Source organism: Nitrospirillum amazonense, assembly GCF_007828035.1.
Taxonomy (GTDB): Bacteria; Pseudomonadota; Alphaproteobacteria; order Azospirillales; family Azospirillaceae; genus Nitrospirillum; species Nitrospirillum amazonense.
On sequence record NZ_VITV01000002.1, the window covers coordinates 640,332 to 662,337 of the forward strand.

Below are 22,006 nucleotides of genomic sequence, written 5' to 3' on the forward strand. Positions count from 1 at the left end.
GCAGCGCGGGATCAGCGCCGTATGTCCCATGGGGTTCCCCTTCAGGAGATACGCCATGGTCGCCACGCCCACTTCCACAGCCGCCACCCCAACGGGCCCCGCAGCCGATAAGGTCAGCCTGCGGACCCTGACGGTCGTCAGGCACGTCTTGTTGGGCTTAGGCTTCGGCTTGATACCGATGGTGATTTTCGTCATGCGACACGACCTGCCAACCAGCCGCGGCGCCCTTGTCGGCTCCGTTCTGGGGGGCGCATTGGGCGGCATGGCGAGCATGGGATTGATCGGGGCTTATCGCGCCCGCTCCATCCCGCCCGAGCAGCCCAGCGCCATCGGCCGGCTGAGGCTTACCCTCGGCCTGGCGCCTCTGGCCCTCATCTTCGTGGGCCTGGCGGCCCTGATGGTGATTTGAAGATCATCGCCAGCAAGTCCAGCCAATAGCCCAGCCCCAGCATGAAAGCCTTGGCCCACCCCCGCACGGGGGTGCCCGATACGATGCCATACGGGCTGAGCCGCTGGACCGAACGTCCCTCACCCCGCAGATACTCCATGGCCTGGCGGACCAGGGGATGGAACAGGTCGAGCGCGCCCACCGGATGCCGGGTGCCATCCGCGCTCTCCCATGCCTGTACCGTCGCAGCCGTCTCGTCGTCATAGCCCCGCACGATCAGGACACGCGGTCCCCCGTCGGAAAAGCGCCACAGGGTGTAGGCATAATAATAATCGTAGTAGCCGTCCGGTCCGATGTCGGAACAGTCGACATGGTGTGAGGCTTCCACGTTCACCAGCGGGCGTCCTTCGCAGGGATGGCCCGCATCGATATAGCGCGGCCGGCCATTCCGGCACGTCCTGACGAAGCGGCGCCCGGCTTTATTCCAACCGTTGCCGGACGACCCACCCCGCCAAAGTGACGGATGTTGGGGAGGCTCCTTCCCCTTAGCATGATGGTGTCCGGGCATGCCCGGCAACGCCACATGAACCATCGCCGGTCGGTGGCCGTATGACAGGCAGACACAAGGGGAAGGACACACATGACCATGGCCAGCGCCGCACCTACATCCAATACCCCGCTGTCCACCCCGCCGGCGCCCGCCCGTCTGCTGTCCATCGCCACCGCCCTGCCGCCCTATCGCCTGACGCAGGAGCAGGCACTGGCCGGCGCCCGCCAGGTCTTCGCCCACCGGCTGCGCGATTTCGACCGGCTGGCCCCCGTCTTCACCCATGCCGGCATCGAGGGCCGCGCCTCCTGCGTGCCGCTGGAGTGGTATCTGGAACCGCACGGCTGGGCGGAGCGCAATACCCTGTACCTGGAGCACGCGGTCGACGTGCTGGCCCGCGCCGCCACCCAGGCGCTGGACCAGGCCGGCCTCAAGCCCACCGACGTGGACGCCATCGTCGCCGTCTCCTCCACCGGCATCGCCACGCCCAGCCTGGACGCGCTGATCATGCAGCGCCTGGGCATGAGGCCGGATGTGGAGCGCATGCCCCTGTTCGGCCTGGGCTGCGCCGGCGGCGTGCTGGGCCTGGCGCGGGCGGCCACCTGGGCCACCGCCCGGCCCGGCGCCAACGTCCTGCTGCTGGTGGTGGAGCTGTGCGCCCTCAGCTTCCGCCGGGGCGACCTGTCCAAGGCCAACGTCATCGCCACCGCCCTGTTCGGCGACGGCGGGGCAGCGGCCATCCTGCGGGCCGGGCCCCGGGAGCCGGACGACGCCCCCGCCTTCCTGGCATCGGCCGAGCATCGCTGGCCCGACAGCCTGGGCATCATGGGTTGGCAGGTGGAGGACGACGGCATGGGCGTCATTTTCGCGCAGAGCATCCCCATCCTGGTGCGGGAGAAGCTGCCGGCCGTGGTGGGAGGCTTCCTGGACCGTCAGCGGCTGACCCTGTCGGACCTGGCCGGCGTGATCTGCCACCCCGGCGGCACCAAGGTGCTGGACGCGCTGGAAGAGATTCTCGCGCCCGCCGTCGAGGGTCTGAATGACGCCCGGGAAATCCTGCGCCAGCATGGCAACATGTCGGCGGTCACCGTGCTGTTCGTGCTGGAACGCTGCCTGCGCCAGCGTGCGCGCGGCCTGCAGCTGTTGTCCGCACTGGGCCCCGGCTTCGTCGCGGCGCTCGGCCTGATGCGGTTCTGAGAGGGCGTCATGGGATTCGCTTTGGGCGTTCCGCAAATCGTCGTCCTCTTGCTGGCCGTGCAGCGCCTGGCGGAGCTGCGCGTGGCCAACCGCAACACCCGCCGCCTGTTGGCCCAGGGCGGGCGCGAGGTCGGGCGGGCGCACTACCCGCTGTTCATCGTGCTGCACAGCGCCTGGCTGGCCGCGCTGTTCTTCCTGATCCCGGCGGACGCCCCCGTCGTCTGGCCGCTGGTGGCGCTGCTGGTTCTGCTGCAGGTGGGGCGTTATTGGGTCATCCACACCCTGGGGCCCTACTGGACAACGCGCATCATCACCCTGCCCCAGGCACCGCTGATCCAGGGCGGGCCCTTCCGCTGGATCCGCCATCCCAACTACTGCGTGGTGGTGGCGGAAATCGCGGCCGTGCCCCTGGCCTTCGGCGCCTGGCAGTTGGCCCTGGCCTTTTCCATCGCCAACGCCCTGTTGCTGACCCATCGCATCCGGGTGGAGGAAGCGGCCCTGGCGCCACGTCGCGGCGTGGTCCCGCAGGCCTGAACGGCGGCGCATTGGGTAAGGGGGGCGCCACCAAAAGGCGTGGGGCCGTTTACGGCGAGCGCGCGGGCCGTTATTGTCCGGCCCCAGTCCCTGTTAAATGGGACCCCTGTTAAATCGGCCCCCGAACGCAATGTTCGGGGGCCGGTGCGGATTCCGGGAGGGATCCGCATCGCGCCGACCCTATCCGGAGCCCATTCCCGTGATCGAAGCCGCGTCCCTCGACAGCATCGAACTGCTGGCCCCCCTGACGGCGGACCAGCGCGCCAGCCTGGCCAAGCAGTGCAGCTGGCGCCATTTCCATCCGCAGGAACAGGTGATCGACCGCGCGTCGGACAGCCGTGACGTCTGCTTTATCGTCGAGGGCCGGGTGCGGGTGGTGAACTACTCCCTCTCCGGCCGCGAGGTCACCTTCGACGATGTGGAGGCCGGCGGCTACCTGGGCGAACTGTCGGCCATCGACGGCGAGGCGCGGTCGGCCAGCATCGTCGCGCTGAGCGAGGTCATGGTCGCCTTCATGTCGCCGCGCCTGTTCCAGCAGGTGGTGACCCAGAACCCCACCATTGCCTGGGGCGTCATGACCCGCCTGGCCAGCATCGTTCGTTCCGCCACCGGACGGATCATGGATTTGTCGACCCTGGGTGCCAACAACCGCGTGCATGCCGAGCTGCTGCGCCTGGCCAAACCCACCCTGAAGGACGACAACACCGCCGCCATCTCCCCCATCCCGATTCACAGCGACATCGCCGCCCGGGTCAGCACCACCCGCGAAACGGTCGCCCGGGTGCTGGGCGACCTGTCGCGCGACAAGCTGGTCATCCGCCAGGACAACTCCCTTCTCGTCCGCGATTTCGCCCGATTGGAGGAGATGGTGGAGGAAGTGCGCGGCGACTGAGCCTTTGGGGTTAACCATGAGGTCAGTTTTTTGAAGTGTGACACGCTTGCCACGGTTTTTTAACTTTTCATCAATCGGTGTCGGAGCTATATAGGAGGGGCTTGACCGTGACGGATTTGACACTCTCAAGCCTTCAACCTCCTTATGAGGCTCCCTTCATCTTCGCCGGCTGTCCTGAGACAGCCGGCGTTTTTTTTGGTCCGTCGGCGGCCGCGGCCACCGACCATCCCATCCTTTTGCGCCTCTTGCGCGGCACTAAGCCGCCCCGTGCATTCGTGGATGCGAAGCACTACAAAAACGGATACAGTCATCCCTTGAATGCAATCGTGTGATTGGCATCGCGTCGCCCGGTCATGGCGACCCCAAAGGGGCGCCGGGGTGATCCGTGTCTCAGTACCTTTTCCCGGGCATCCAGTAGGGGGCGGAGGAAAAGGCGGACGTCATCGCCACCAGTCCGTGGCGACACCCAGAAGGGGTGTGGGTTCACGCCGAATACGAAGCGTCTCAAAGAGATGCGGTCGGAGGTGGGTATGGTTTCGCAGATCGGTCTTCTGACGCCGGCGCAGTTCGCCGCCATCACGACCACGAATATCCAGCGGCTGACGACTCAGGACGTCCAGGCGCTGACGACCGCCCAAATCAAGGCGATGACGACGCAGCAGGCGGCGGCCTTCCAGGTCAGCCAAATGGTGTTCAGTGCTACTCAGCTGCAGGCGTTCAGCGAAGCCGACATCACGGCGTTGGGTACGGACGATTTCAAAGCCCTGAAATCCACCCAGGTCGCCGGCCTCACGTCCAACCAGATACAGGCGCTGACCACGGATCAGCTGTCCGCCCTCACCACCGCCGACATCCAGGAATTCAGCAAGGCGCAGATCGGCGCCCTGACCACCGACCAGTTGGCGGCCCTGTCCACCGCCGACATCCGCGCCCTGACCGTCACGCAGCTGAGCGGCTTGACAACGGCCCAACTGGCGGGCCTGGGCTCTGACAACCTGTCAGCCCTGAACAGCACGCAGACGGCCAGCCTGACCGCCGCCCAGGTCAAGGCCCTGACAACCGACCAGCTGGCGTCGCTGACCACCGCCGACATCCGGGAATTCAGCGCCACCCAGATCGCGTCCCTGAGCACCGGCCAGACCGCCGGCCTGACGACGGACGCCGTTGCCGCCCTGACCACCGCGCAGGTGGCGGGCCTGACCACGGCGCAGATCCGCTCGCTTACCTCGGACCAACTGTCGGCCCTGTCCACGGCCGACGCCAAGGCCCTGTCGGTGACGCAGCTGTCGGCGCTGGGCACCAGCCAGGTTCCCTTCCTGACCAGCAACGTGCTGTCGACGCTCAGTTCCATCCAGGTGGCCGCCTTCTCCACCGTCCAGGTCAAGGCGCTGACCACCGATCAGCTGAACAGCCTGACCACGGCCGATATTCGGGAATTCACTAGCCTGCAGGTGGCGGCCCTCACCACCGCGCAGATCTCGGCCCTCAGCACCGGCAACCTGGCCGCCCTGACCACGATCCAGACGGCGGCGTTGAGCACCGCCCAGGTGGCGGCCCTGGGCACCGACCAGGTCGCGGGACTGACGACGGCGCAGGTGGCGAACCTCTCCGCCAACCAAGTCAAGGCGCTGTCGACGGATCAGCTGGACGCGTTGGGCACGGCCACGGTGCGGACGCTGTCCAGCATCCAGCTGGCCGCCCTGACCACGGCGCAGGTCGCCGGCCTCAGTACCGGCAACCTGTCGGCCCTGACCAGCGCCCAGGTGCAGAAGCTGTCGACCGCCCAGGTCCGCGCCCTGACGACGGACCAGCTGAACGGCCTGACCACCGCCGACGTGCGGGAATTCGCCGCGACCCAGGTGACGGCGCTCAGCACGGCGCAGATATCCTCCCTGGACACCGACAACCTGTCCGCGCTGACCACCACGCAGCTGACGGGGCTGACCTCGACCCAGCTGTCGGCGCTGAGCACCAGCCAGGTGGCGGCCCTGACCACCGCCCAGCTGGCCAGCCTGACGGCCGTGCAGCTGAAAGGCCTGGGTTCGGACCAGTTCAGCGCCCTGGGCACGGCATCGGTGCAGAAGCTGACGCCGGCCCAGGTGGCGGCGCTGACCACGGCGCAGATCGCCGGTTTATCCACCGACAACCTGTCGGCGCTGAACAGCGCGCAGGTGGCCGTCCTGGGCAGCCTGCAAATCCGCGCCCTGACCACCGATCAGCTGAACGCGCTGAATTCCGCGGACATCCGCGAATTCACCGTCACGCAGGTGGGCCAGCTGACCACCGACCAGGTGGCGGGCCTGGGCAGCGACGCGCTGGCGGCGCTCAGCACCGCCCAGGTCGCCAACCTGACCACGGCCCAGCTGCGCGCCCTCACGTCGGACCAGCTGTCCGCCCTGTCCACGGCGGACCTGCGCGCCCTCACCTCCCTCCAGATTCCCGGCCTGACTACCGGCCAGATCGCCACGCTGGGCACCGACGCCCTGTCCGCGCTCAACAGTGCGCAGGTGCAGAAGCTGACCAACGCGCAGGTCCAGTCGCTGACGACCGACCAGCTGAACGCGCTGGGAGCCGCGGACCTTAAGGAATTCGCGCCGGGCCAGATTGCGGCCCTGACCACCGCCCAAGTGGCCGGCCTGCGGACTGACACCCTGGCGGCGCTAAGCACCGCCCAGGTCGCGGCCCTCACCACCGCCCAGGTGCGGGCGCTGACCACGGACCAGCTGGGCACGCTGTCCACCGCCGACGCCCGCGCCCTGACGGCCACCCAGCTGGCGGCGGTGTCCACCGCACAACTGTCCGCGCTCGGCAGCGACGCCCTGTCGGCGCTCAGCGCCACCCAGGTGACGGGCCTGACCGGTGCCCAGGTCAAGGCCCTGACCACCGATCAGCTCAACAGCCTGACCTCCGCCGATATCCGTGAGTTTTCAGCCGCCCAGGTGGCGAGCCTGACGACGGACCAGGTGTCCGGCCTGGGCACCGCCAACCTGTCGGCGCTCAGCAGCGCCCAGGTGCCCAGCCTGACCAGCGCCCAGGTCCAGGCGTTGACCACCACCCAGCTGAACGCGCTGACCACCGCCGATGTGCGGGAGTTCAGCGCCACCCAGGTGGGGGCGCTGACCACCGCGCAGCTGTCCGCACTGGGAACCAGCCAGCTGACGGCACTGACCTCCCTGCAGCTGGCCGGTCTCACCACCACCCAGGTGGGGGCCTTGACCACCGACCAGGTGACGGCCCTGACCACGGCGCAGCTGGTCACCCTGTCGGCCACCCAGGTCAAGGCGCTGACGACCGACCAGCTGTCGGCCCTGCCCACCGCCAACCTGCAGAAGCTGACGGGCACCCAGATCGCGGCCCTGACCACTACGCAGGTGGCGGGCCTGGCCACCGGCACGCTGACGGCCCTGACCACGGCCCAGGTGGTCAGCCTGACGGCGGCCCAGGTGGGCGCCCTGACCACCGACCAGCTGAACACCCTGTCAACGGCCGAGGCGCGGGCCCTGACGTCCCTGCAGCTGACCAGCCTCAGCACCGCCCAGGTGGCGGCGCTGGGCACCGCCTTCCTGACGGCCCTCAGCAGTACCCAGGTGGCCAGCCTGTCGGCCGCCCAGGTCAAGGCCCTGACCACCGATCAGCTGGGCACCCTGCCCACGGCCGACGCCCGCGCCTTGACCGCCACCCAGGTGACGGCCCTGACCACCAACCAAGTGGCGGCGCTCAGCAGCGACGCGCTGTCCGCGCTGTCCGCCAGCCAAGTGGCCGGCCTGACCTCCGCCCAGATCCGCGCGCTGACCACCGACCAGTTGAACAGCCTGACCACGGCCGATATCCGTGAACTGTCCGGCACCCAGGTGGGCTTCCTGTCGACGGGTCAGGTCGCGGCCCTGGGCACCGCCAACCTGGCAGCCCTCAGCAGCGCCCAGGTTCCCAGCCTGAACAGCGCCCAGATCCAGGCCCTGACCAGCACCCAGCTGAACAGCCTGAACAGCGCCGACATCCGTGAGCTCAGCGCCACGCAGGTGGGGCAGCTGACCACGGCGCAACTGTCCGCCCTCGGCACGGACCAGCTGACGGCGCTGTCGTCCACCCAGGTCGGCGGCCTGACGACGGCCCAGCTGAACACCCTGACGACCGATCAGGTGGCGACCCTGACCACGGCGCAGGTCGCCAGCCTGACCGCCACCCAGGTCAAGGCCCTGAGCACCGACCAGCTGGACGCGCTCAGCACCGACACGGTGCGGACACTGACGGGCACCCAAGTGGCGGCCCTGACCACGGCGCAACTGGCGGGCCTCAGCACCACCAACCTGTCGGTGCTGACCACGGCCCAGGTGACCAGCCTGACGGCCGCGCAGGTGGCCAGCCTGACCACCGACCAGTTGAACACCCTGTCCACCGACGACGCCCGCGCCCTGACGGCGACCCAGCTGCAGGCCCTAACCACCGCCCAGGTATCCCAGCTCAGCACCAGCTTCCTGGCGACACTCAGCACAACGCAGATCAGCAACCTGTCGGCCGCGCAGATCAAGGTACTGACGTCCGATCAGCTGAACACCCTGCCCACCGCCGACGCCCGCGCCCTGACCGCCACCCAGGTCCAGGCCCTGACCACGGCCCAGGTATCCTCCCTGGGCACCGACGCCCTGTCGGCGCTCAGCGCCACACAGGTGGGCACCCTGAACAGCGCCCAAGTGCAGGCACTGACCAGCGGTCAGCTGAACAGCCTGACCACCGCCGACGTGCGTGAGTTCACCGCGGCCCAGGTGGGCCAGCTGACCACGGCACAGCTGTCCGCCCTGGGCACCAACCAGTTGACCGCCCTGTCCACCAGCCAGGTGCCCAGCCTGACCACGGCCCAGGTCAGCGCACTGACCACCACCCAGGTGGGTGTGTTGACGACAGCGCAGGTCACCAGCCTGTCGGCCGCCCAGGTCAAGGTGCTGTCCACCGACCAGATCAACGCGCTCGGCACCGATACGGTGCGGACGCTGACCGGCACCCAGGTCGCCGCCCTGACCACGGACCAGATCAGCGGCCTCGGCATCCCCTTCCTGTCCACCCTGACCACCGGTCAGGTGGCAAGTCTGACCACGCTGCAGCTGCATGCGCTGGGCACCGACCAGCTGAACGCCCTATCGACGGGGGACATACGGGCCCTGACGGCGACGCAACTGAGCAGCCTGGGTACCGACCAGGTGAGCGGCCTTGGGACCGACTTCCTACAGGCCTTGAGCACCACCCAGGTGTCCAGCCTGACCGCCGCCCAGGTCAAGGTGCTGTCGACCGACCAGCTGGACGCGCTGTCCACCGCCGACGCCCGCGCCCTGACCGCCACCCAGCTGGCCGCCCTGTCCACCGACCAGATCGCCGGCTTCAGCACCGACAACCTGTCGGCCCTGAACGCCACGCAGGTCAACAGCCTGACCAGCGCCCAGCTGCAGTCGCTGGGCACCGGTCAGCTGAACGCCCTGACCACATCGGACGTCACTGAATTCACGGCGGCCCAGGTCGCCCTGCTGACCACCAGCCAGCTGGCGGCCCTGGACACCGCCCACGTCGGGGCCCTGACAACCACCCAGACCGCGGCGCTGACCACGGCGCAGGTCGGCGCGCTGACCACCGCCCAAGTCGGCGGCCTGACCACCGCCCAGGTGGCCAGCCTGTCGGCCACCCAGGTCAAGACGCTCAGCACCGACCAGCTGAATGCCCTATCGACTGGCGACGCACGCGCGCTGTCCGCTACGCAGCTGGCCGCCCTGACGACGGCCCAGCTCTCCGGCCTCAGCACCACGGTGCTGTCGGCGCTGAGCAACACGCAGCTGAGCAGCCTGTCGGCCAGCCAGATTCAGACGCTCAGCACCGACCAGTTGAACGCGTTGAGCACGTCGCAGATCAGGGGCCTGTCGCCCACCCTCATCGCCGCGCTGACCACGGCGCAGATATCGGGGCTGGATACCGACAACCTGTCGGCGTTGAGCGGCCCGCAGGCCACCGTGCTGACCACGGCACAGATCCAGGCGCTGACCACCAGCCAGCTGAAGGCGCTGTCCACCGCCGATATCCGCGAATTGTCCGCCAGCCAGCTAGGCGCGCTGACCACCAGTCAAATATCCGGCCTGACCACGGACGACGTGTCGACCCTGACAGCGACGCAGGTGGCGGGCTTGAGCACGGCTCAGATCGGGGCCCTCTCCACCGCCCAGGCGGCAGCGTTGACCACCACCCAGGTCTCCGGCCTGTCGCTGACCCAGGTGAAGGCGCTGGGTACGGCGCAGCTGGACGCCCTGGCCACCGACCGCATCGTGAATCTGACGCCGGCGCAGGTGACGGCCTTGACCACGGCGCAGTTGGCGGGCCTCAGCTCCACCAATCTGTCGGCGCTGAGCGGCACCCAGGTCGCCCTGCTGAACAGCACCCAGATCGACGCCCTTAGCACGACGCAGATCAGCGCCCTGACCACGGACGATATCCGGGAGTTCACGGTCAGCCAGGTGCCGATGTTCACCACCGACCAAATCCCGGGCTTCAGCACCAACCTGATCGTGGCGATGTCGTCGGACCAGGCCAACGCCTTTAGTGGCGACCAGTTGGGCGTGTTCACCTCGGACCAGACCAACGCGTGGCAGACGGCCCGCACGTCCTGAGCCTGAGGACCGAAAGGGGGCGAAGGGCGGCTCTCAGGCGCCGGCCAGGCTCCACAGGGCGGTCCCGGCCACCAGCGGGCGGTCGCCGTCATGGACGCGGACCTCGGTCACCAGCTGCGACCAGTTGCGGCGGATCAGCCGCGCCTCGCCCTGTACCAGGGTGCCGCGCGGGCCGCTGCCTAGGTGGTTCAGCGTCAGGTTCAGCAGCACCGCCTCCCCCTCCGGCACGCCTTCGTCACTGATGGCGCGCAGGCAGACCAGTTCGGCGAAGGATGAGAGGACGGAGGTGTGGATCTGGCCCGTGCCGGCCAGGTGGCGTTCATCGGCGACGAAGGCGCGGACCCAGCCGCCATCCCCGCCGCCGCGAGCCGGCCGGCCCTCCCAGAAGGGGCCGATATGGGCGATGAAGCCGGGGGTCACGGGGCAGAGGGCCCAGCCCTCCGTACTTGTCTCCACCACGCCGCCGTCCGCCATCATGTGCCCCGCCCTCCCCTGGTTCTCAGGTGAACGACATCAGCCGTTCACCCGCGTGAACTCGCGGAAGGTCACGGCGATCTTGTCCTCGACGATGGTGACCTCGCCCCGGCCGACGGTGCGGCCGGAAACGATGATGTCGGACAGGTCGTCGATCTTGCGGTCCAACTCCACGATGGCGCCGCGGCCCAGCTTCAGCAGGTCGCGCACCCGGATGGTGGAGGTGCCCAGCACCACCGACACCTCCACCACCGTGTCATAGATGGCCGACAGTTCGGGCGCTGACGACATGGTGGCGCCGCCACCGCCGAACATGGCATCGATATCGTCCTGGTTGCTCATGTCGCCGGATCCCGTATTCGCAAGTCCCGCCCGTGGGATACCGCATGACATTACCATGACCCGGCAGCCAAGCGAGTAGCGATTTGGATGCATGCTCCGGCAAGGGCTCGCGGTGGTCGCCTATATCCAGCAGGCCGCGGCCAGCCCAGGGGCTTCCGCGTCGGCGCCTCGCCCCGGCGCCTCGTCCCACAGGTGCGCCTCCACCCGGTTGCGGCCGCCGGCCTTGGCGCGGTAAAGCGCCTGGTCGGCAGCATGGACCAGGGCCGCCCAACCCACGCCAGGCGCGAGATTGGCGCGACCGACGCTGACCGTGCATCGCAGCGGCGTTTGCGGGTCCACGACCAGGTCGGCGACGGCCTGGCGGATGCGTTCCGCCACGGCGGCCACCGTGGCCATGTCGGCGTCCGGCAGGGCGACCGCGAATTCCTCGCCGCCGACGCGACCCAGGATGTCCGTCGCGCGGACGACGCCGGCAATGGTTTGCGCGACACGGGTGATCACCATGTCACCCACGCCATGGCCCCACCGGTCGTTGATGGCCTTGAAGTGGTCGATATCGACCATCAGCACCGCCAGCATGCCGCCCCGCTGGTGGGCCCGCGCCACCAAACGCTCCCCCTTTTCCCAGAGGACACGCCGGTTGGCGATGCCGGTCAGGGGATCCTGCTCCGCCAGGCGGATCAGGCGCGCCTGCAACCGCTGCCCCACCATCCACAAATAGCCGAGGGTCAGCGTGAAGGTAACGCCGGCCCGCAGCATCAGCCCTATGGAGGTGGTGGAATCTCGCAGGTCACCGATCACCACCTGGCCGTGCGGCAGCACCATCAACGCTTCCCAACCCATGCGGGTCAGCAGCACCGCCGCCCAGGCCACGTTGAATCCCGCCATCGTCCAGGCGGCGATCCTCAGATCGCGCTCCGCATGGCGGAGCAGAAGCCAGGCGCAGCCCATCGCCAGCAGGAAGCGGCAACCGCAACCCAGGATGACGTTGATGGGCAAGTTCAGACCGACCCCCAGGAAAAGGCCGATCTTGGCGCACGACAGCGCCGCCGCGGGAAGCAACAGCCAGAGCGTGCGCCGGGGCCGGTCCAGGAACGAGAGGATGCCGACGTAAGCCAACATCGTTCCCCAATCCAGCAAGAGGTTACCGATCAAGCTGAACGCCGGTATGGGCCGGTTGGCGTGGGGCGTCAGGACGATCAGCATGCCAGCTGCATTGAACAGGTTCGAGGAAACCCAGAACCAGACCGCCCTGCCCGCCTTCAGCGTACGACCGACGGGAAACAAACAGAAGGCGGCGATGACATGCAGCAGAATATTCACGTCGAGAAGTGTCAGGACATGCATTTCACTTCCACCGCCGCGCAATACCGATAACGGCCGGATATTCCCCATAGAATCGACCGGGGCGCCCGCGATAGGACAGCGAAAATAAATCCGTCAACCGGACACCGGAACCCGATGATGATACTAGCACACAACTGTTACCGGAGTGGACGATGCCCACGCGCTACCTGGAAATGCAGATCTGCAAAATCAGGGGAGCCGGGCGGAAGCGGTGCGCCGCTGGGCCACGAAGGCCGCCGCCTCCCGCCAGGGCCCTAGCGTGAAGAAGCGCCGCGCCTGGCCGGAGGGGGACGGCAGGACGAACAGGACGATTCCCTCGAAATCCTGGGCCTGGCGGCCATACACCGGGCTCCCGACCAGGCCGAAGTGCCCCGCCAGGAAGACGGACGCGGCCGTCTTGCTGGTGAAGGCGACGGCGCCGGGGCGATGGCGCCGCATCTTCTCCACGAAGGCCGCCACGTCATAGGCGGCGGGGTCCAGGTCGACGTCATTGCCGAACTGGGTCTTGTTCAGGTCGGTCAGGCCCAGGCCCAGCCCCGGCAGGGTGGGATATTCCTGCGGCGTCAGGCGCGTGGGCGTGAAACCAGCGGCATGCAGGCTGGGCCAGAAGGCGTTGCCGGGCTTGGCGTAATAGGCCTTGGCCGCCATGGAGGCGCGGCTGGGCGCCGTGCCGCAGAACACCAGGTGAAGGCCGGGAACAAGAACATCGGGGATCAGCATGGCGCAAAGATAGGGATGGTTCCCATCCCGCGCCAGTGCCGCCCCCCCCTTGACCTCACTCCGCCGGCTGCTGCGCCAGTTCGTCCGTATGCCCGCCGACGGTGCGGGCGATGGTGAAGAAGTTGACCAGCACGCCGAAGGCGACGAACAGCAGGCCGTCGATGTAGCCCGCCAGGTCGGTGGAACCGGCGGCGAAGAACAGGCCCAGCACGGCCACGATGATGCCCATGCCATGAACGATGACGGCCGGCAGGGTGTTGGACGCTTTCATGACTCACTCCATCAGGCTAAACGGATCAGGTGTGCCGCTTGGGCAGCGGCGTTTCATCCTCGTACAGGATGCGGGTGGCGGAGCCGTCGAGGTCCTCGAACTGGCCGTCGCGCACCGCCCAGAGGAAGGCGCAGAGCCCCAGCCCGCCCAGCAGCAGGGCGGCGGGGATGAGGAAAAGCAGGCTGTTCATGACTGACCTCCGTCGGGGGATTTCCTACCGCCCAGGCGCAGGGCGTTGGCCATGACCGCCAGCGATGAGCCGGACATGGCAGCCGCCGCCACGAAAGGCGTCGCCAAGCCGGCCATGGCCACCGGCACGGCGCACAGGTTGTACAGCAGGGTGAAGGCCAGGTTCTGGCGCACCAGGGCGCGGGCCCGCCGGGCGACAGCCAGCGTCTCCGCCACCGCCGCCAGGCCATCGCCCTGGAACACCACGTCGGCCGCGGTCTGGGTCACGTCCACGGCGCTGGCCGGGCTGAGCGAGACATCGGCAGCGGCCAGCGCCGCGGCGTCGTTCAGCCCGTCGCCCACCATCAGCACCCGGCGCCCTTCCGCCCGCAGGGCCGCTAGGTGGGCGCACTTGTCGGCCGGCCGGGCGTCGGCGCGCACGATATCGATGCCGACCTCCGCCGCCAGCGCCTGGGCGGTGATGGCGCGGTCGCCGGACAGCAGCTCCACCCGGTAGCCGGTGGCCTTCAGCTCCGCCACCACAGCGGCGGCGTCGCGGCGGGGCCGGTCGGCGAACAGGAAGCGCCGGGGCGGCTGGCCGCAGCGGCTGAACCACAGCTCCGGCCCCGCCCGCCCCTCGTCCACACCCCCATAGACAAAGTCGGTCACGCCGCAGAAGGCGCGCGACCCCAGGCGAACGAAGCCCTGCGGCCCCCGCCAGCGCAGGCCACCGCCCGGCACCTCCACCACGCCATCGGCCACGGGGCCGGGACCGGCGGCGCGGGCCAGCGCGCGCGACAGGGGGTGGCGCGACGCGCGGGCCAGGCGGGCGGCCAGTTCCAGTTCCGCCGCCGCCAGGGTGGGATCGGGCAGCAGGTCGGGGCGGCCCAGGGTCAGGGTTCCGGTCTTGTCGAACACCACGGTGTCGACGGGTGCCAGGCGCTCCAGGGCGGTGGCGGACTTCAGCAGGATGCCCTGGCGCATCAGCCGGCCGCTGGCCGCCACCTGCACCGCCGGCACCGCCAGCGCCAGGGCGCAGGGGCAGGTGATGATCAGGACGGACACGGCGATCAGCAGCGCCTGGTACCAGGCGGCATGGCCCAGGAACACCCAGGCCAGGAAGGTGGCCAGCGCCGTCAGGTGCACCACGGGCGTGTAGGCCCGGGCGATGCGGTCGGCCAGCAGGACATGGCGCGCCCGCCCCTGCTCCGCCGCCTCCAGCAGGCGCACCATCTCCGCCAGCAGCGTGCCCTCGCCACTGGCGGTGGCGATCAGGCGCAAGGGAGCGGTGCGGTTGATCATGCCGGCGAAGACCTGGGCGCCGGGTGCCACCGCCAGGGGCAGCGTCTCGCCCGTCACCAGGCTGGCGTCCAGGTCGGACACGCCCTCGGCCACCGTGCCGTCCACGCCGATGCGCTCCCCCGCCGCCACCAGCACCGTGGCGCCCAGGGGCACGCGGGCGGGGGGCAGGACCTGGGGCAGGCCGTCGGCGCCCAGCACCGACACGGGCGCCTGGTTCAGCGCCAGCAGGTGGGCGGCCGCCGACCGCGCGCGGCCCCGCGCCCGGCTGTCCAGGTAGCGGCCTACCAGCAGGAAGAACAGCAGCATGACGGCGCCGTCGAAATAGGCGTGCTCCCCATGCTGGGCCGTCATCACCACGCTCATGCCCGTGGTCAGCAGCACGCCCACGGAAATGGGCACATCCATGTTGGTGCGGCCGGCCCGTAGCGCCGCCAGCGCCGACTGGAAGAAGGGCTGCCCGGCAATGGCCACCGTGGGCAGGGCGATCAGCGCCGACACCCAGTGCAGCAGCGTGCGGGTGGCGTCGCCCATGGCATCGGCGCCGGACCAGACCGAGACGGACAGCAGCATGACGTTGGCGGCGGCAAAGCCCGCCAGCGCTAGACGGCGCAGCAGCGCCCGTTCCTGCGCCGCCGCCGGATCGCCCCCCGCGCCGGCGCCGCCGAAGGGCGCCACGCGATAGCCCAGGCCCGTCACCAGCCGGGCATACTCCACGGCCTGGGCGGGGGTGCCCGTCCAGCGCAGGGTCAGGCAGCGGGTGGTCAGGTTGGCCCGGGCCGAGCGCACCTCGGGATGGTGCTTGGTCACCGCCGCCTCGATCAGCCACAGGCAGGCGCCGCAGTGCAAGCCGTCGATGCTGAGGCGCAGCAGGCAGCTGCCGTCCGGCGCCACCGCCACCGCGTCGGGCAGGCCCAACAGAGGATCGGCGCCGTCCCCGTCGTCCGCCACGGCGGGGGCGGCGGCCTCCGCCGGCCGGCGGTCGTAATAAGCGTCCAGCCCCAGGTCATGGATCAGGGTGTAGGCGCCGGCACAGCCCTGGCAGCAGAAGGCACCCCGCTCCGTCGCCGCCCCCAGCAGGGGCTGGCCGCAATGCCGGCAGTGCGTCGTCAGGCTGTCCAAGGGCATGGGGCGCGTCCTATCCGCCTTACTTCACGAACAGCCGGCGGGTCAGGTGGTACCAGTTGGCCCCCTTTTCCGCCTTCAGCTTCAGGTCCCACTGCCCGTGCTTGGGCAGGGTGACGGTAGCGGTGTAGCGGCCGTTGCCGGCGGCGGTGAAGGTCAGCGGCACGTCGGGCATGATGTCGATGGGCCGCACTAGGCGGCCGGTCAGGGCCATGCCGTCCAGGACGGTGCCGTCGCGGTCGGTGATGCGCACGGTCAGCACACCCGTCCCTTTAGCGCTGTCGGCGGCCGGCTCGATATCCGCGTCGAACACCCAGCCCAGGGCGTCCTGCTGGGCCTGCGCCTCCAGCACCTTGTTGTATTCGATGCCCCGTTCATAGGGCTTGGCGGTAACGATGCCGGTCCAGCTATGCATGGCGTAGTAGATCAGGATGCTGTTCACCACGATCACCACGCCCATGCCGCCCACGAAGATCCAGGGGATGAGGGAGCGCTTGGGCTTGAGCGGTTGGCGGCGGGGCATGTCGATGACGGTCATGACGGTCACTCCTCAGGATCAGGGCCTGGCAGATCAGGGCTTGGCGCCGGGGCCCATGAAGACGCCCTCGTAGAAGGTGGGGCGTGCCGGGGCCGGCCCCTGCTCCGTCAGGCTGAATACCAGGGGGATGGAACCCTGGGCACCGCCATCGCGGGTCATCGACTGGCGCGGTAGGCTGACGAAGACGCGGAAGGTGGCGACGGCGTCGCCGTGCACCGGCAGCGTCACGCCATCGCTGCCATGAGCCTCGCCCACATCCTGTACGACCAGGGTCGCGCCCGGCTGGCCGACCACGCCCAATTGGAAGGCGCTTTCGCCCCGCCGCTTGTTGATGACCTTGATGGTGTAGCCGTTGCGCAAGGAGCCATCCGACAGGGTGACATACAGCGGCGCCCGGTCGCGCAGCACGCTGATGCCCATGGTGGCGCGCGTTTCCAGGGCGGTCAGCATCACCCCCGCCACGATCGCCAGCACCAGGGTGTAGATCACCACGCGCGGCCGCAGCAGGCGATAGCGATTGGCCTGCCCGCCCGCCTTTGTCTCCTGGTTGGCCAGGGTGTCGAAGCGGATCAGGTTGGGCGGACGGCCCACTTTGGTCATGATCTCGTTGCAGCTGTCGATGCACAGGCCACAGCCGATGCACTCAAGTTGCTGGCCATCGCGGATGTCGATGCCGGTGGGGCAGACGGCGATGCACTGGCCGCAATCGATGCAGTCGCCCCGGCCTTCCCAGCTGGTGCCGGCCTTGTGCGGCCCGCGCCGCTCGCCGCGCCAGGCCTCATAGGTCACCACCAGGGAATGCACGTCCAGCATCGAGCTCTGAAAACGGGGCCATGGGCACATATAGGTGCAGACTTGCTCACGTGCCCAACCGGCCAGGACATAGGTTGTGGTGGTGAAAAGGCCGACGAAGAAATATTCACGCATGGTGGCGTGACCGGTCAGCAGCGCCTTCAGCGCCGTGGGCGCATCGTCGAAGTACAACACCCAGGCCCCACCGGTAGCCACGGAGATGGCCAGCCAGGCGGCGTGCTTGGCCGTCTTGCGGAGCAGCTTTTCCCGGTTCAAAGGCTGGTTATCCAGACGGATGCGCGCGCCGCGGTCACCCTCGATCCAACGCTCCACCGCCATGAACAGGTCGGTCCATACCGTCTGCGGGCAGGTGTAGCCGCACCAGACACGCCCGGCCAGCGAGGTCACCAGGAACAGGCCAACGGCCCCCAACACCAGCAGGCCGGTGATGTAGTAGACCTCCTGCGGCCAAATCTCGATGCCAAAGAAATAGGCGCGCGGGGCGGCGAGGTCGATGAGGATCGCTTGGTTGGGCGCCCCGGGCCCGCGGTCCCACCGCACCCAGGGAACGGTGTAATAGACCGCCAGGCACAGGACCAAAATCGTCCATTTCAGCGTACGGAAGGGACCGGAAACCGCCTTGGGGTACACCTTGACCCGCTCGGCATACAGGCCGCCTTCCTGGCTGTCGCGGCTGGCCTTGATCGACTGCGGGCGGCCGTCACGTGGCGGCGCCTTGCGTTGTTCGACCGGGCGTTCCAGCAGGCCGCCGTCCTGGGGATTGGTTTCCATGGGAGTCCATCCTAGTAACCATACGCGGGCCAGCCCTAACGGTTGGGCCACCAACGCGGATATGGACGGACCCTATGCCCGCACCGCTCCCCTCGCCTTGCGATAGATCAACCGCCCGCCGGCCATTGCCGCGCCGCGACGGCAGGTCACAGCCGTGAAAACAACCGCTTGCAAAGTGCTGCACCTGTGATCTGGGCAAAGAAAAACCCCCGCCGGATGGGGTGCGGCGGGGGTTCTCTCGTGCGGACCCTGGGCGGGGTCCCCCTGTGACACGTATTGGGGGAGGCAAGCGTCAGGGGGATGGGGGGAAGGAGGGTCCCACCCCCCCGTCGGCCTTACTTCCCACCGCCCAGGGTGTGCACGTAGGCGGCCAGCAGCTTGACGGTGGCCGGATCCAGACGCTCGCTCCACGCCGGCATGCTGCCGCGCCGGGCGTAGGTGATGGTCTGGACGACCGTGGCCTTGTCCCCGCCATAGAGCCAGATGGCGTCGTTCAGGCGGGGGGCGCCCACGTCGGGGTTGCCGTCGCCCTTTTCACCGTGGCAGGCGGCGCAATTGTCCGCGAACACCTGGGCGCCGCGGCCGGCGGCCGCCTTGTCCGTACCGGTGTTCGACAGGCTCAGCACGTACTCCGCCACGTCGTTGATCTGCTCTTTGGTCAGCAGGCCGTCGGCGCCGAAGCGCGGCATGTCCGACACGCGGGAGTCCGGGTTGGAATTGCGCACACCGTAGGTGACGGTCTGCAGAATCTGCTCCGGCGTGCCACCCCACAGCCAATCGTCGTCGGCCAGGTTGGGGAAGCCCTTACCCCCGGCGCCGCCGGCACCGTGGCAGGCGGCGCAGTTCTCGGCGAAGGCGATGTGGCCGGCGGCCTGCACGTAGCCGCGCAGTTCCGGGTCCTTCTCGACGTCGCCGATGGGCGTGGCCAACAGCTTGGCCTTCAAGGGCGCCAGCGCCTGCTGACGGGTGTCCAGCTCGGACTTCACCGTGTCGCGCCGGGTCCAGCCCAGCACGCCCTTGGTGTGGGAGTGCAGGCTGGGCCAGGCGGGATAGAGCACGGTGTAGACCAGGGCGAAGGCGATACAGGCGTAGAAGGTGTACAGCCACCACTTGGGCAGCGGCGTGTTCAACTCCTTGATGCCGTCCCATTCATGGCCGGTGGTCTCCCGGCCCGTGTGGGCGTCTCTTTCCCTGCCCGCATGGGCATGGTTGTCAGTGTGGGTCGACATGGGGGGACCTCAGCCTTTCATAGTCGGCATTGTCCGCCGCAGGGGCCGCCGCCGCTCGGGCAGCGGGTGGTCGGCGTCATCCAGCAGCGGGATACGGGCGCACTCGTCCAGGCGGCGCCGGCGCGAGGGCCAATAGGCCCAGATGCCGATACCGCTGAACAAGGCCACGAACCACAGCAGCCAAACCTGCGAGATCAGGGCGTGGAACTCTTCCATGGCATCCCCCTCACTGGTGCAGGTCTTCGGGTTGCAGCTTGCTGAACTCGACCAGCGTGCCCAGCATCTGCAGGTAGGCCACCAGGGCGTCCATCTCCGTCAGCTCCGGGCTTTCGGTGTTGAACTTGCCCACCACCGCCTTCGGGTACCGCTTCAGCAAGCCGCTGGTGTCGGCGTCCGGGTCGGCCTGGGCCTTCAGGTCGGCGGCGGCGTTGGCGATCATGTCGTCCGTATAGGGAACGCCCACGGTGCGCAGGGTCTTCAGGTGATCCTGGATGTTGGGCACCGACAGCGGACGGCTGGCCAGGAAGGCGTAGGTCGGCATGATCGATTCCGGCACCACGGCGCGCGGGTCCTTCAGGTGGGCCACGTGCCAGTCGTTGGAATACTTGCCGCCGACGCGGGCCAGATCCGGACCGATACGCTTGGACCCCCACTGGAAGGGATGGTCGTACATGCTTTCCGCCGCCAGGCTGTAGGGGCCATAGCGCTCCACCTCATCGCGGAAGGTGCGGATCTGCTGGCTGTGGCAGACGTAGCAGCCCTCGCGGATGTAGATGTTGCGGCCCATCTGCTCCAGCGGGGTGTAGGGGCGCACCCCGCCCACCCGCTCGATCGTGGTTTCGATGGAGAACAGGGGCACGATCTGCACCAGGCCACCGATGGACACGGTGATCAGGGTCAGCAGCGCCAGGATGACGACGTTCTTTTCGACGATGGCGTGAGAGAATTTCATTTTCGGTCCCTCCGCTCACTCGGCCGCGACCAGGCCCGCGGGCCGGTCTTCCGCCAGCGGCTGGCCATGCTTCACGGTGCGGATCAGGTTGAAGGCCATGATGATGGCGCCGGTCAGGAACAGGATGCCGCCCATGCCGCGGATGATGTAGTAGGGGTGCATGGCGGCCACCGTCTCGACGAACGAGTACTGCAGGAAGCCCATGTCGTCGTAGGCGCGCCACATCAGGCCCTGCATGATGCCCGACACCCACATGGAGGTGATGTAGAGCACGATGCCCAGGGTGGCGGTCCAGAAGTGCCATTCGACCAGCGTCTGGCTCCACAGCCCCTTACGCCGCCACAGCACCGGCACCAGATAGTACAGGGCGCCGAAGGTGACGAAGGCGACCCAGCCCAGGGCGCCGGAGTGCACGTGGCCGATGGTCCAGTCGGTGTAGTGGCTGAGCGCGTTCACCGGTTTCACCGACATGACCGGGCCTTCGAAGGTGCTCATGCCGTAGAAGGCGACGGCGGTGACCGTGAAGCGCAGCGACGGGTTGGTGCGCAGTTTGTCCCAGGCGCCCGACAGGGTCATGATGCCGTTGATCATGCCGCCCCAGCTGGGCATCCACAGCATGATGGAGAACACCATGCCCAGGGTCTGCGTCCAGTCCGGCAGGGCCGTGTAATGCAGGTGGTGCGGGCCGGCCCAGATGTAGAGGAAGATCAGGGCCCAGAAGTGGATGATGGACAGGCGGTAGGAGTAAACCGGCCGCTCCGCCGCCTTGGGGATGAAGTAGTACATCATGCCCAGGAAGCCGGCGGTCAGGAAGAAGCCCACCGCGTTGTGGCCGTACCACCACTGGATCATCGCGTCCTGTACGCCGGCGAAGGCGCCGTAGCTCTTCGTGCCGGTGAAGCTGACAGGCACCGCCAGGTTGTTGACGATGTGCAGCATGGCGATGGTGATGATGAACGCCAGGTAGAACCAGTTGGCCACGTAGATGTGCGGCTCGCGCCGCTTGATCAGCGTGCCGGCGAACACGATCAGATAGGCGACCCAGACGATGGTCAGCCACAGGTCGGTATACCACTCAGGCTCGGCGTATTCCTTGCCCTGGGTGATGCCCATCAGGTAGCCCGTGCCGGCCAGCACGATGAACAGCTGATAGCCCCAGAAGATGAACCAGGCCGGCAGCGCGCCGCCGAACAGGGGGGCGCGGCACGTGCGCTGGACCACGAAGAAGGAGGTGCCCAGCAGCGCGTTGCCGCCGAAGGCGAAGATGGCCGCGGACGTGTGCAGCGGCCGCACGCGGCCGAAGCTGGTCCATTCCAAACCGAAATTCAGCGCGGGAAACGCCAACTGAAAGGCAATGAGGACGCCGACCGTGAAGGCGGCGATGCCCCAGAACATGGTCGCGATGGTGAACGCGCGGACCACATCCTCCACATAGGCTTCCCGGCTGGCGGGGCGGGCCGCCGTGATGGGCACCCCCCCGGAAACCGCTACACTCATGACACCCCCCGAATATGGGCTCAAGCGGCAGGGACCCGGGTTGAACCCCGGACCTCGTCTCTTAAGACAACGATTGCGGGCATCGGCGGGCCCGGTTTCCCAGGCGGTGTCCGTCGGGCGACGGGGCCGATGCACCTCAGCGTCGGCACTGTGATGGGGGGCACACCCAGCCGCATTGACCTGCGTCAAGCCGCCATCCATCAACCTGGCGTATGGTTGGGTGAGTGACGGAAGGCCCGGCAAGAAGGCCTCCGGAAC

Annotated in this window: 19 protein-coding genes; 5 read left to right on the top strand and 14 right to left on the bottom strand. The window is 68.3% G+C overall.

All coding sequences use genetic code 11. The features are described 5' to 3' along the window. Positions 1-55: 55 nt before the first annotated feature. Positions 56-409 carry a hypothetical protein gene (locus tag FBZ87_RS06885; protein ID WP_145609576.1) on the top strand — a complete coding sequence of 118 codons (354 nt, stop codon included), beginning with the start codon at positions 56-58 and terminating at the stop codon, positions 407-409. On the opposite strand, the gene FBZ87_RS06890 is transcribed toward FBZ87_RS06885, so the two are convergent. Then, complete coding sequence (locus FBZ87_RS06890; RefSeq protein ID WP_145609577.1) at positions 372-782, bottom strand: hypothetical protein; 411 nt, start codon at positions 780-782, stop codon at positions 372-374. The two genes, FBZ87_RS06885 and FBZ87_RS06890, sit on opposite strands and share 38 nt — an antisense overlap. A gap of 246 nt (positions 783-1,028) precedes the next feature. On the opposite strand from FBZ87_RS06890, the gene FBZ87_RS06895 reads away from it, so the two are divergent. The 4 genes from FBZ87_RS06895 (at position 1,029) to FBZ87_RS06910 (ending at position 10,202) form a co-directional block, all read left to right on the top strand. Further along, positions 1,029-2,132 carry a type III polyketide synthase gene (locus FBZ87_RS06895; protein ID WP_246134274.1) on the top strand — a complete coding sequence of 368 codons (1,104 nt, stop codon included), beginning with the start codon at positions 1,029-1,031 and terminating at the stop codon, positions 2,130-2,132. A 9-nt stretch (positions 2,133-2,141) separates the two neighbouring features. Next, on the top strand, positions 2,142-2,666 hold the full coding sequence (locus FBZ87_RS06900; protein ID WP_145609578.1) for an isoprenylcysteine carboxyl methyltransferase family protein: 525 nt from the start codon (positions 2,142-2,144) through the stop codon (positions 2,664-2,666). A 199-nt stretch (positions 2,667-2,865) separates the two neighbouring features. Further along, the gene (locus FBZ87_RS06905; RefSeq protein WP_326485930.1) at positions 2,866-3,558 is read left to right on the top strand and encodes a Crp/Fnr family transcriptional regulator; all 693 of its coding nucleotides are present in this window, start codon (positions 2,866-2,868) and stop codon (positions 3,556-3,558) included. 530 nt (positions 3,559-4,088) lie between these two features. Continuing rightward, complete coding sequence (locus FBZ87_RS06910) at positions 4,089-10,202, top strand: beta strand repeat-containing protein (RefSeq protein WP_145609579.1); 6,114 nt, start codon at positions 4,089-4,091, stop codon at positions 10,200-10,202. A 33-nt stretch (positions 10,203-10,235) separates the two neighbouring features. Here the strand turns inward: FBZ87_RS06910 and FBZ87_RS06915 are convergent, their stop codons facing one another. From FBZ87_RS06915 to ccoN, 13 genes are all read right to left on the bottom strand, one after another. Next, a complete protein-coding gene (locus tag FBZ87_RS06915) occupies positions 10,236-10,679 on the bottom strand; it encodes a PaaI family thioesterase (protein WP_145609580.1) in 444 nt (147 codons plus the stop codon). Positions 10,680-10,715: 36 nt separating this feature from the next. Next, complete coding sequence (fliN, locus tag FBZ87_RS06920) at positions 10,716-11,018, bottom strand: flagellar motor switch protein FliN (protein WP_186291285.1); 303 nt, start codon at positions 11,016-11,018, stop codon at positions 10,716-10,718. Positions 11,019-11,138: 120 nt separating this feature from the next. After that, entirely contained in the window at positions 11,139-12,365 is a 1,227-nt protein-coding gene (locus FBZ87_RS06925; protein ID WP_186454621.1) for a GGDEF domain-containing protein, read from the bottom strand. A 189-nt stretch (positions 12,366-12,554) separates the two neighbouring features. Continuing rightward, on the bottom strand, positions 12,555-13,085 hold the full coding sequence (locus tag FBZ87_RS06930) for a mismatch-specific DNA-glycosylase (protein ID WP_145609583.1): 531 nt from the start codon (positions 13,083-13,085) through the stop codon (positions 12,555-12,557). Between the two features lie 55 nt (positions 13,086-13,140). Then, positions 13,141-13,356, bottom strand: a complete 216-nt coding sequence (locus FBZ87_RS06935; protein ID WP_145609584.1) for a hypothetical protein — start codon at positions 13,354-13,356, stop codon at positions 13,141-13,143. A gap of 25 nt (positions 13,357-13,381) precedes the next feature. After that, the gene (ccoS, locus tag FBZ87_RS06940) at positions 13,382-13,546 is read right to left on the bottom strand and encodes a cbb3-type cytochrome oxidase assembly protein CcoS (RefSeq protein ID WP_004274417.1); all 165 of its coding nucleotides are present in this window, start codon (positions 13,544-13,546) and stop codon (positions 13,382-13,384) included. Further along, positions 13,543-15,951, bottom strand: coding sequence for a heavy metal translocating P-type ATPase metal-binding domain-containing protein (locus FBZ87_RS06945; protein WP_145609585.1), 2,409 nt, complete (start codon positions 15,949-15,951; stop codon positions 13,543-13,545). The genes ccoS and FBZ87_RS06945 overlap by 4 nt, the downstream gene beginning before the upstream one ends. 19 nt (positions 15,952-15,970) lie before the next feature. Next, positions 15,971-16,486 carry a FixH family protein gene (locus FBZ87_RS06950; protein WP_246134275.1) on the bottom strand — a complete coding sequence of 172 codons (516 nt, stop codon included), beginning with the start codon at positions 16,484-16,486 and terminating at the stop codon, positions 15,971-15,973. 33 nt (positions 16,487-16,519) lie between these two features. After that, the gene (gene ccoG / locus FBZ87_RS06955; RefSeq protein ID WP_145609586.1) at positions 16,520-18,070 is read right to left on the bottom strand and encodes a cytochrome c oxidase accessory protein CcoG; all 1,551 of its coding nucleotides are present in this window, start codon (positions 18,068-18,070) and stop codon (positions 16,520-16,522) included. Between the two features lie 335 nt (positions 18,071-18,405). After that, positions 18,406-19,299, bottom strand: coding sequence for a cytochrome-c oxidase, cbb3-type subunit III (gene ccoP, locus FBZ87_RS06960; protein WP_145609587.1), 894 nt, complete (start codon positions 19,297-19,299; stop codon positions 18,406-18,408). Between the two features lie 9 nt (positions 19,300-19,308). Beyond that, positions 19,309-19,515, bottom strand: a complete 207-nt coding sequence (locus tag FBZ87_RS06965) for a cbb3-type cytochrome oxidase subunit 3 (RefSeq protein ID WP_088871312.1) — start codon at positions 19,513-19,515, stop codon at positions 19,309-19,311. 10 nt (positions 19,516-19,525) lie between these two features. Beyond that, positions 19,526-20,251, bottom strand: coding sequence for a cytochrome-c oxidase, cbb3-type subunit II (ccoO, locus tag FBZ87_RS06970; RefSeq protein ID WP_004274100.1), 726 nt, complete (start codon positions 20,249-20,251; stop codon positions 19,526-19,528). A gap of 15 nt (positions 20,252-20,266) precedes the next feature. Continuing rightward, positions 20,267-21,748 (bottom strand): cytochrome-c oxidase, cbb3-type subunit I, encoded by a 1,482-nt coding sequence (ccoN, locus tag FBZ87_RS06975; protein WP_145609588.1) that lies wholly within the window; start codon positions 21,746-21,748, stop codon positions 20,267-20,269. Positions 21,749-22,006: the final 258 nt, after the last annotated feature.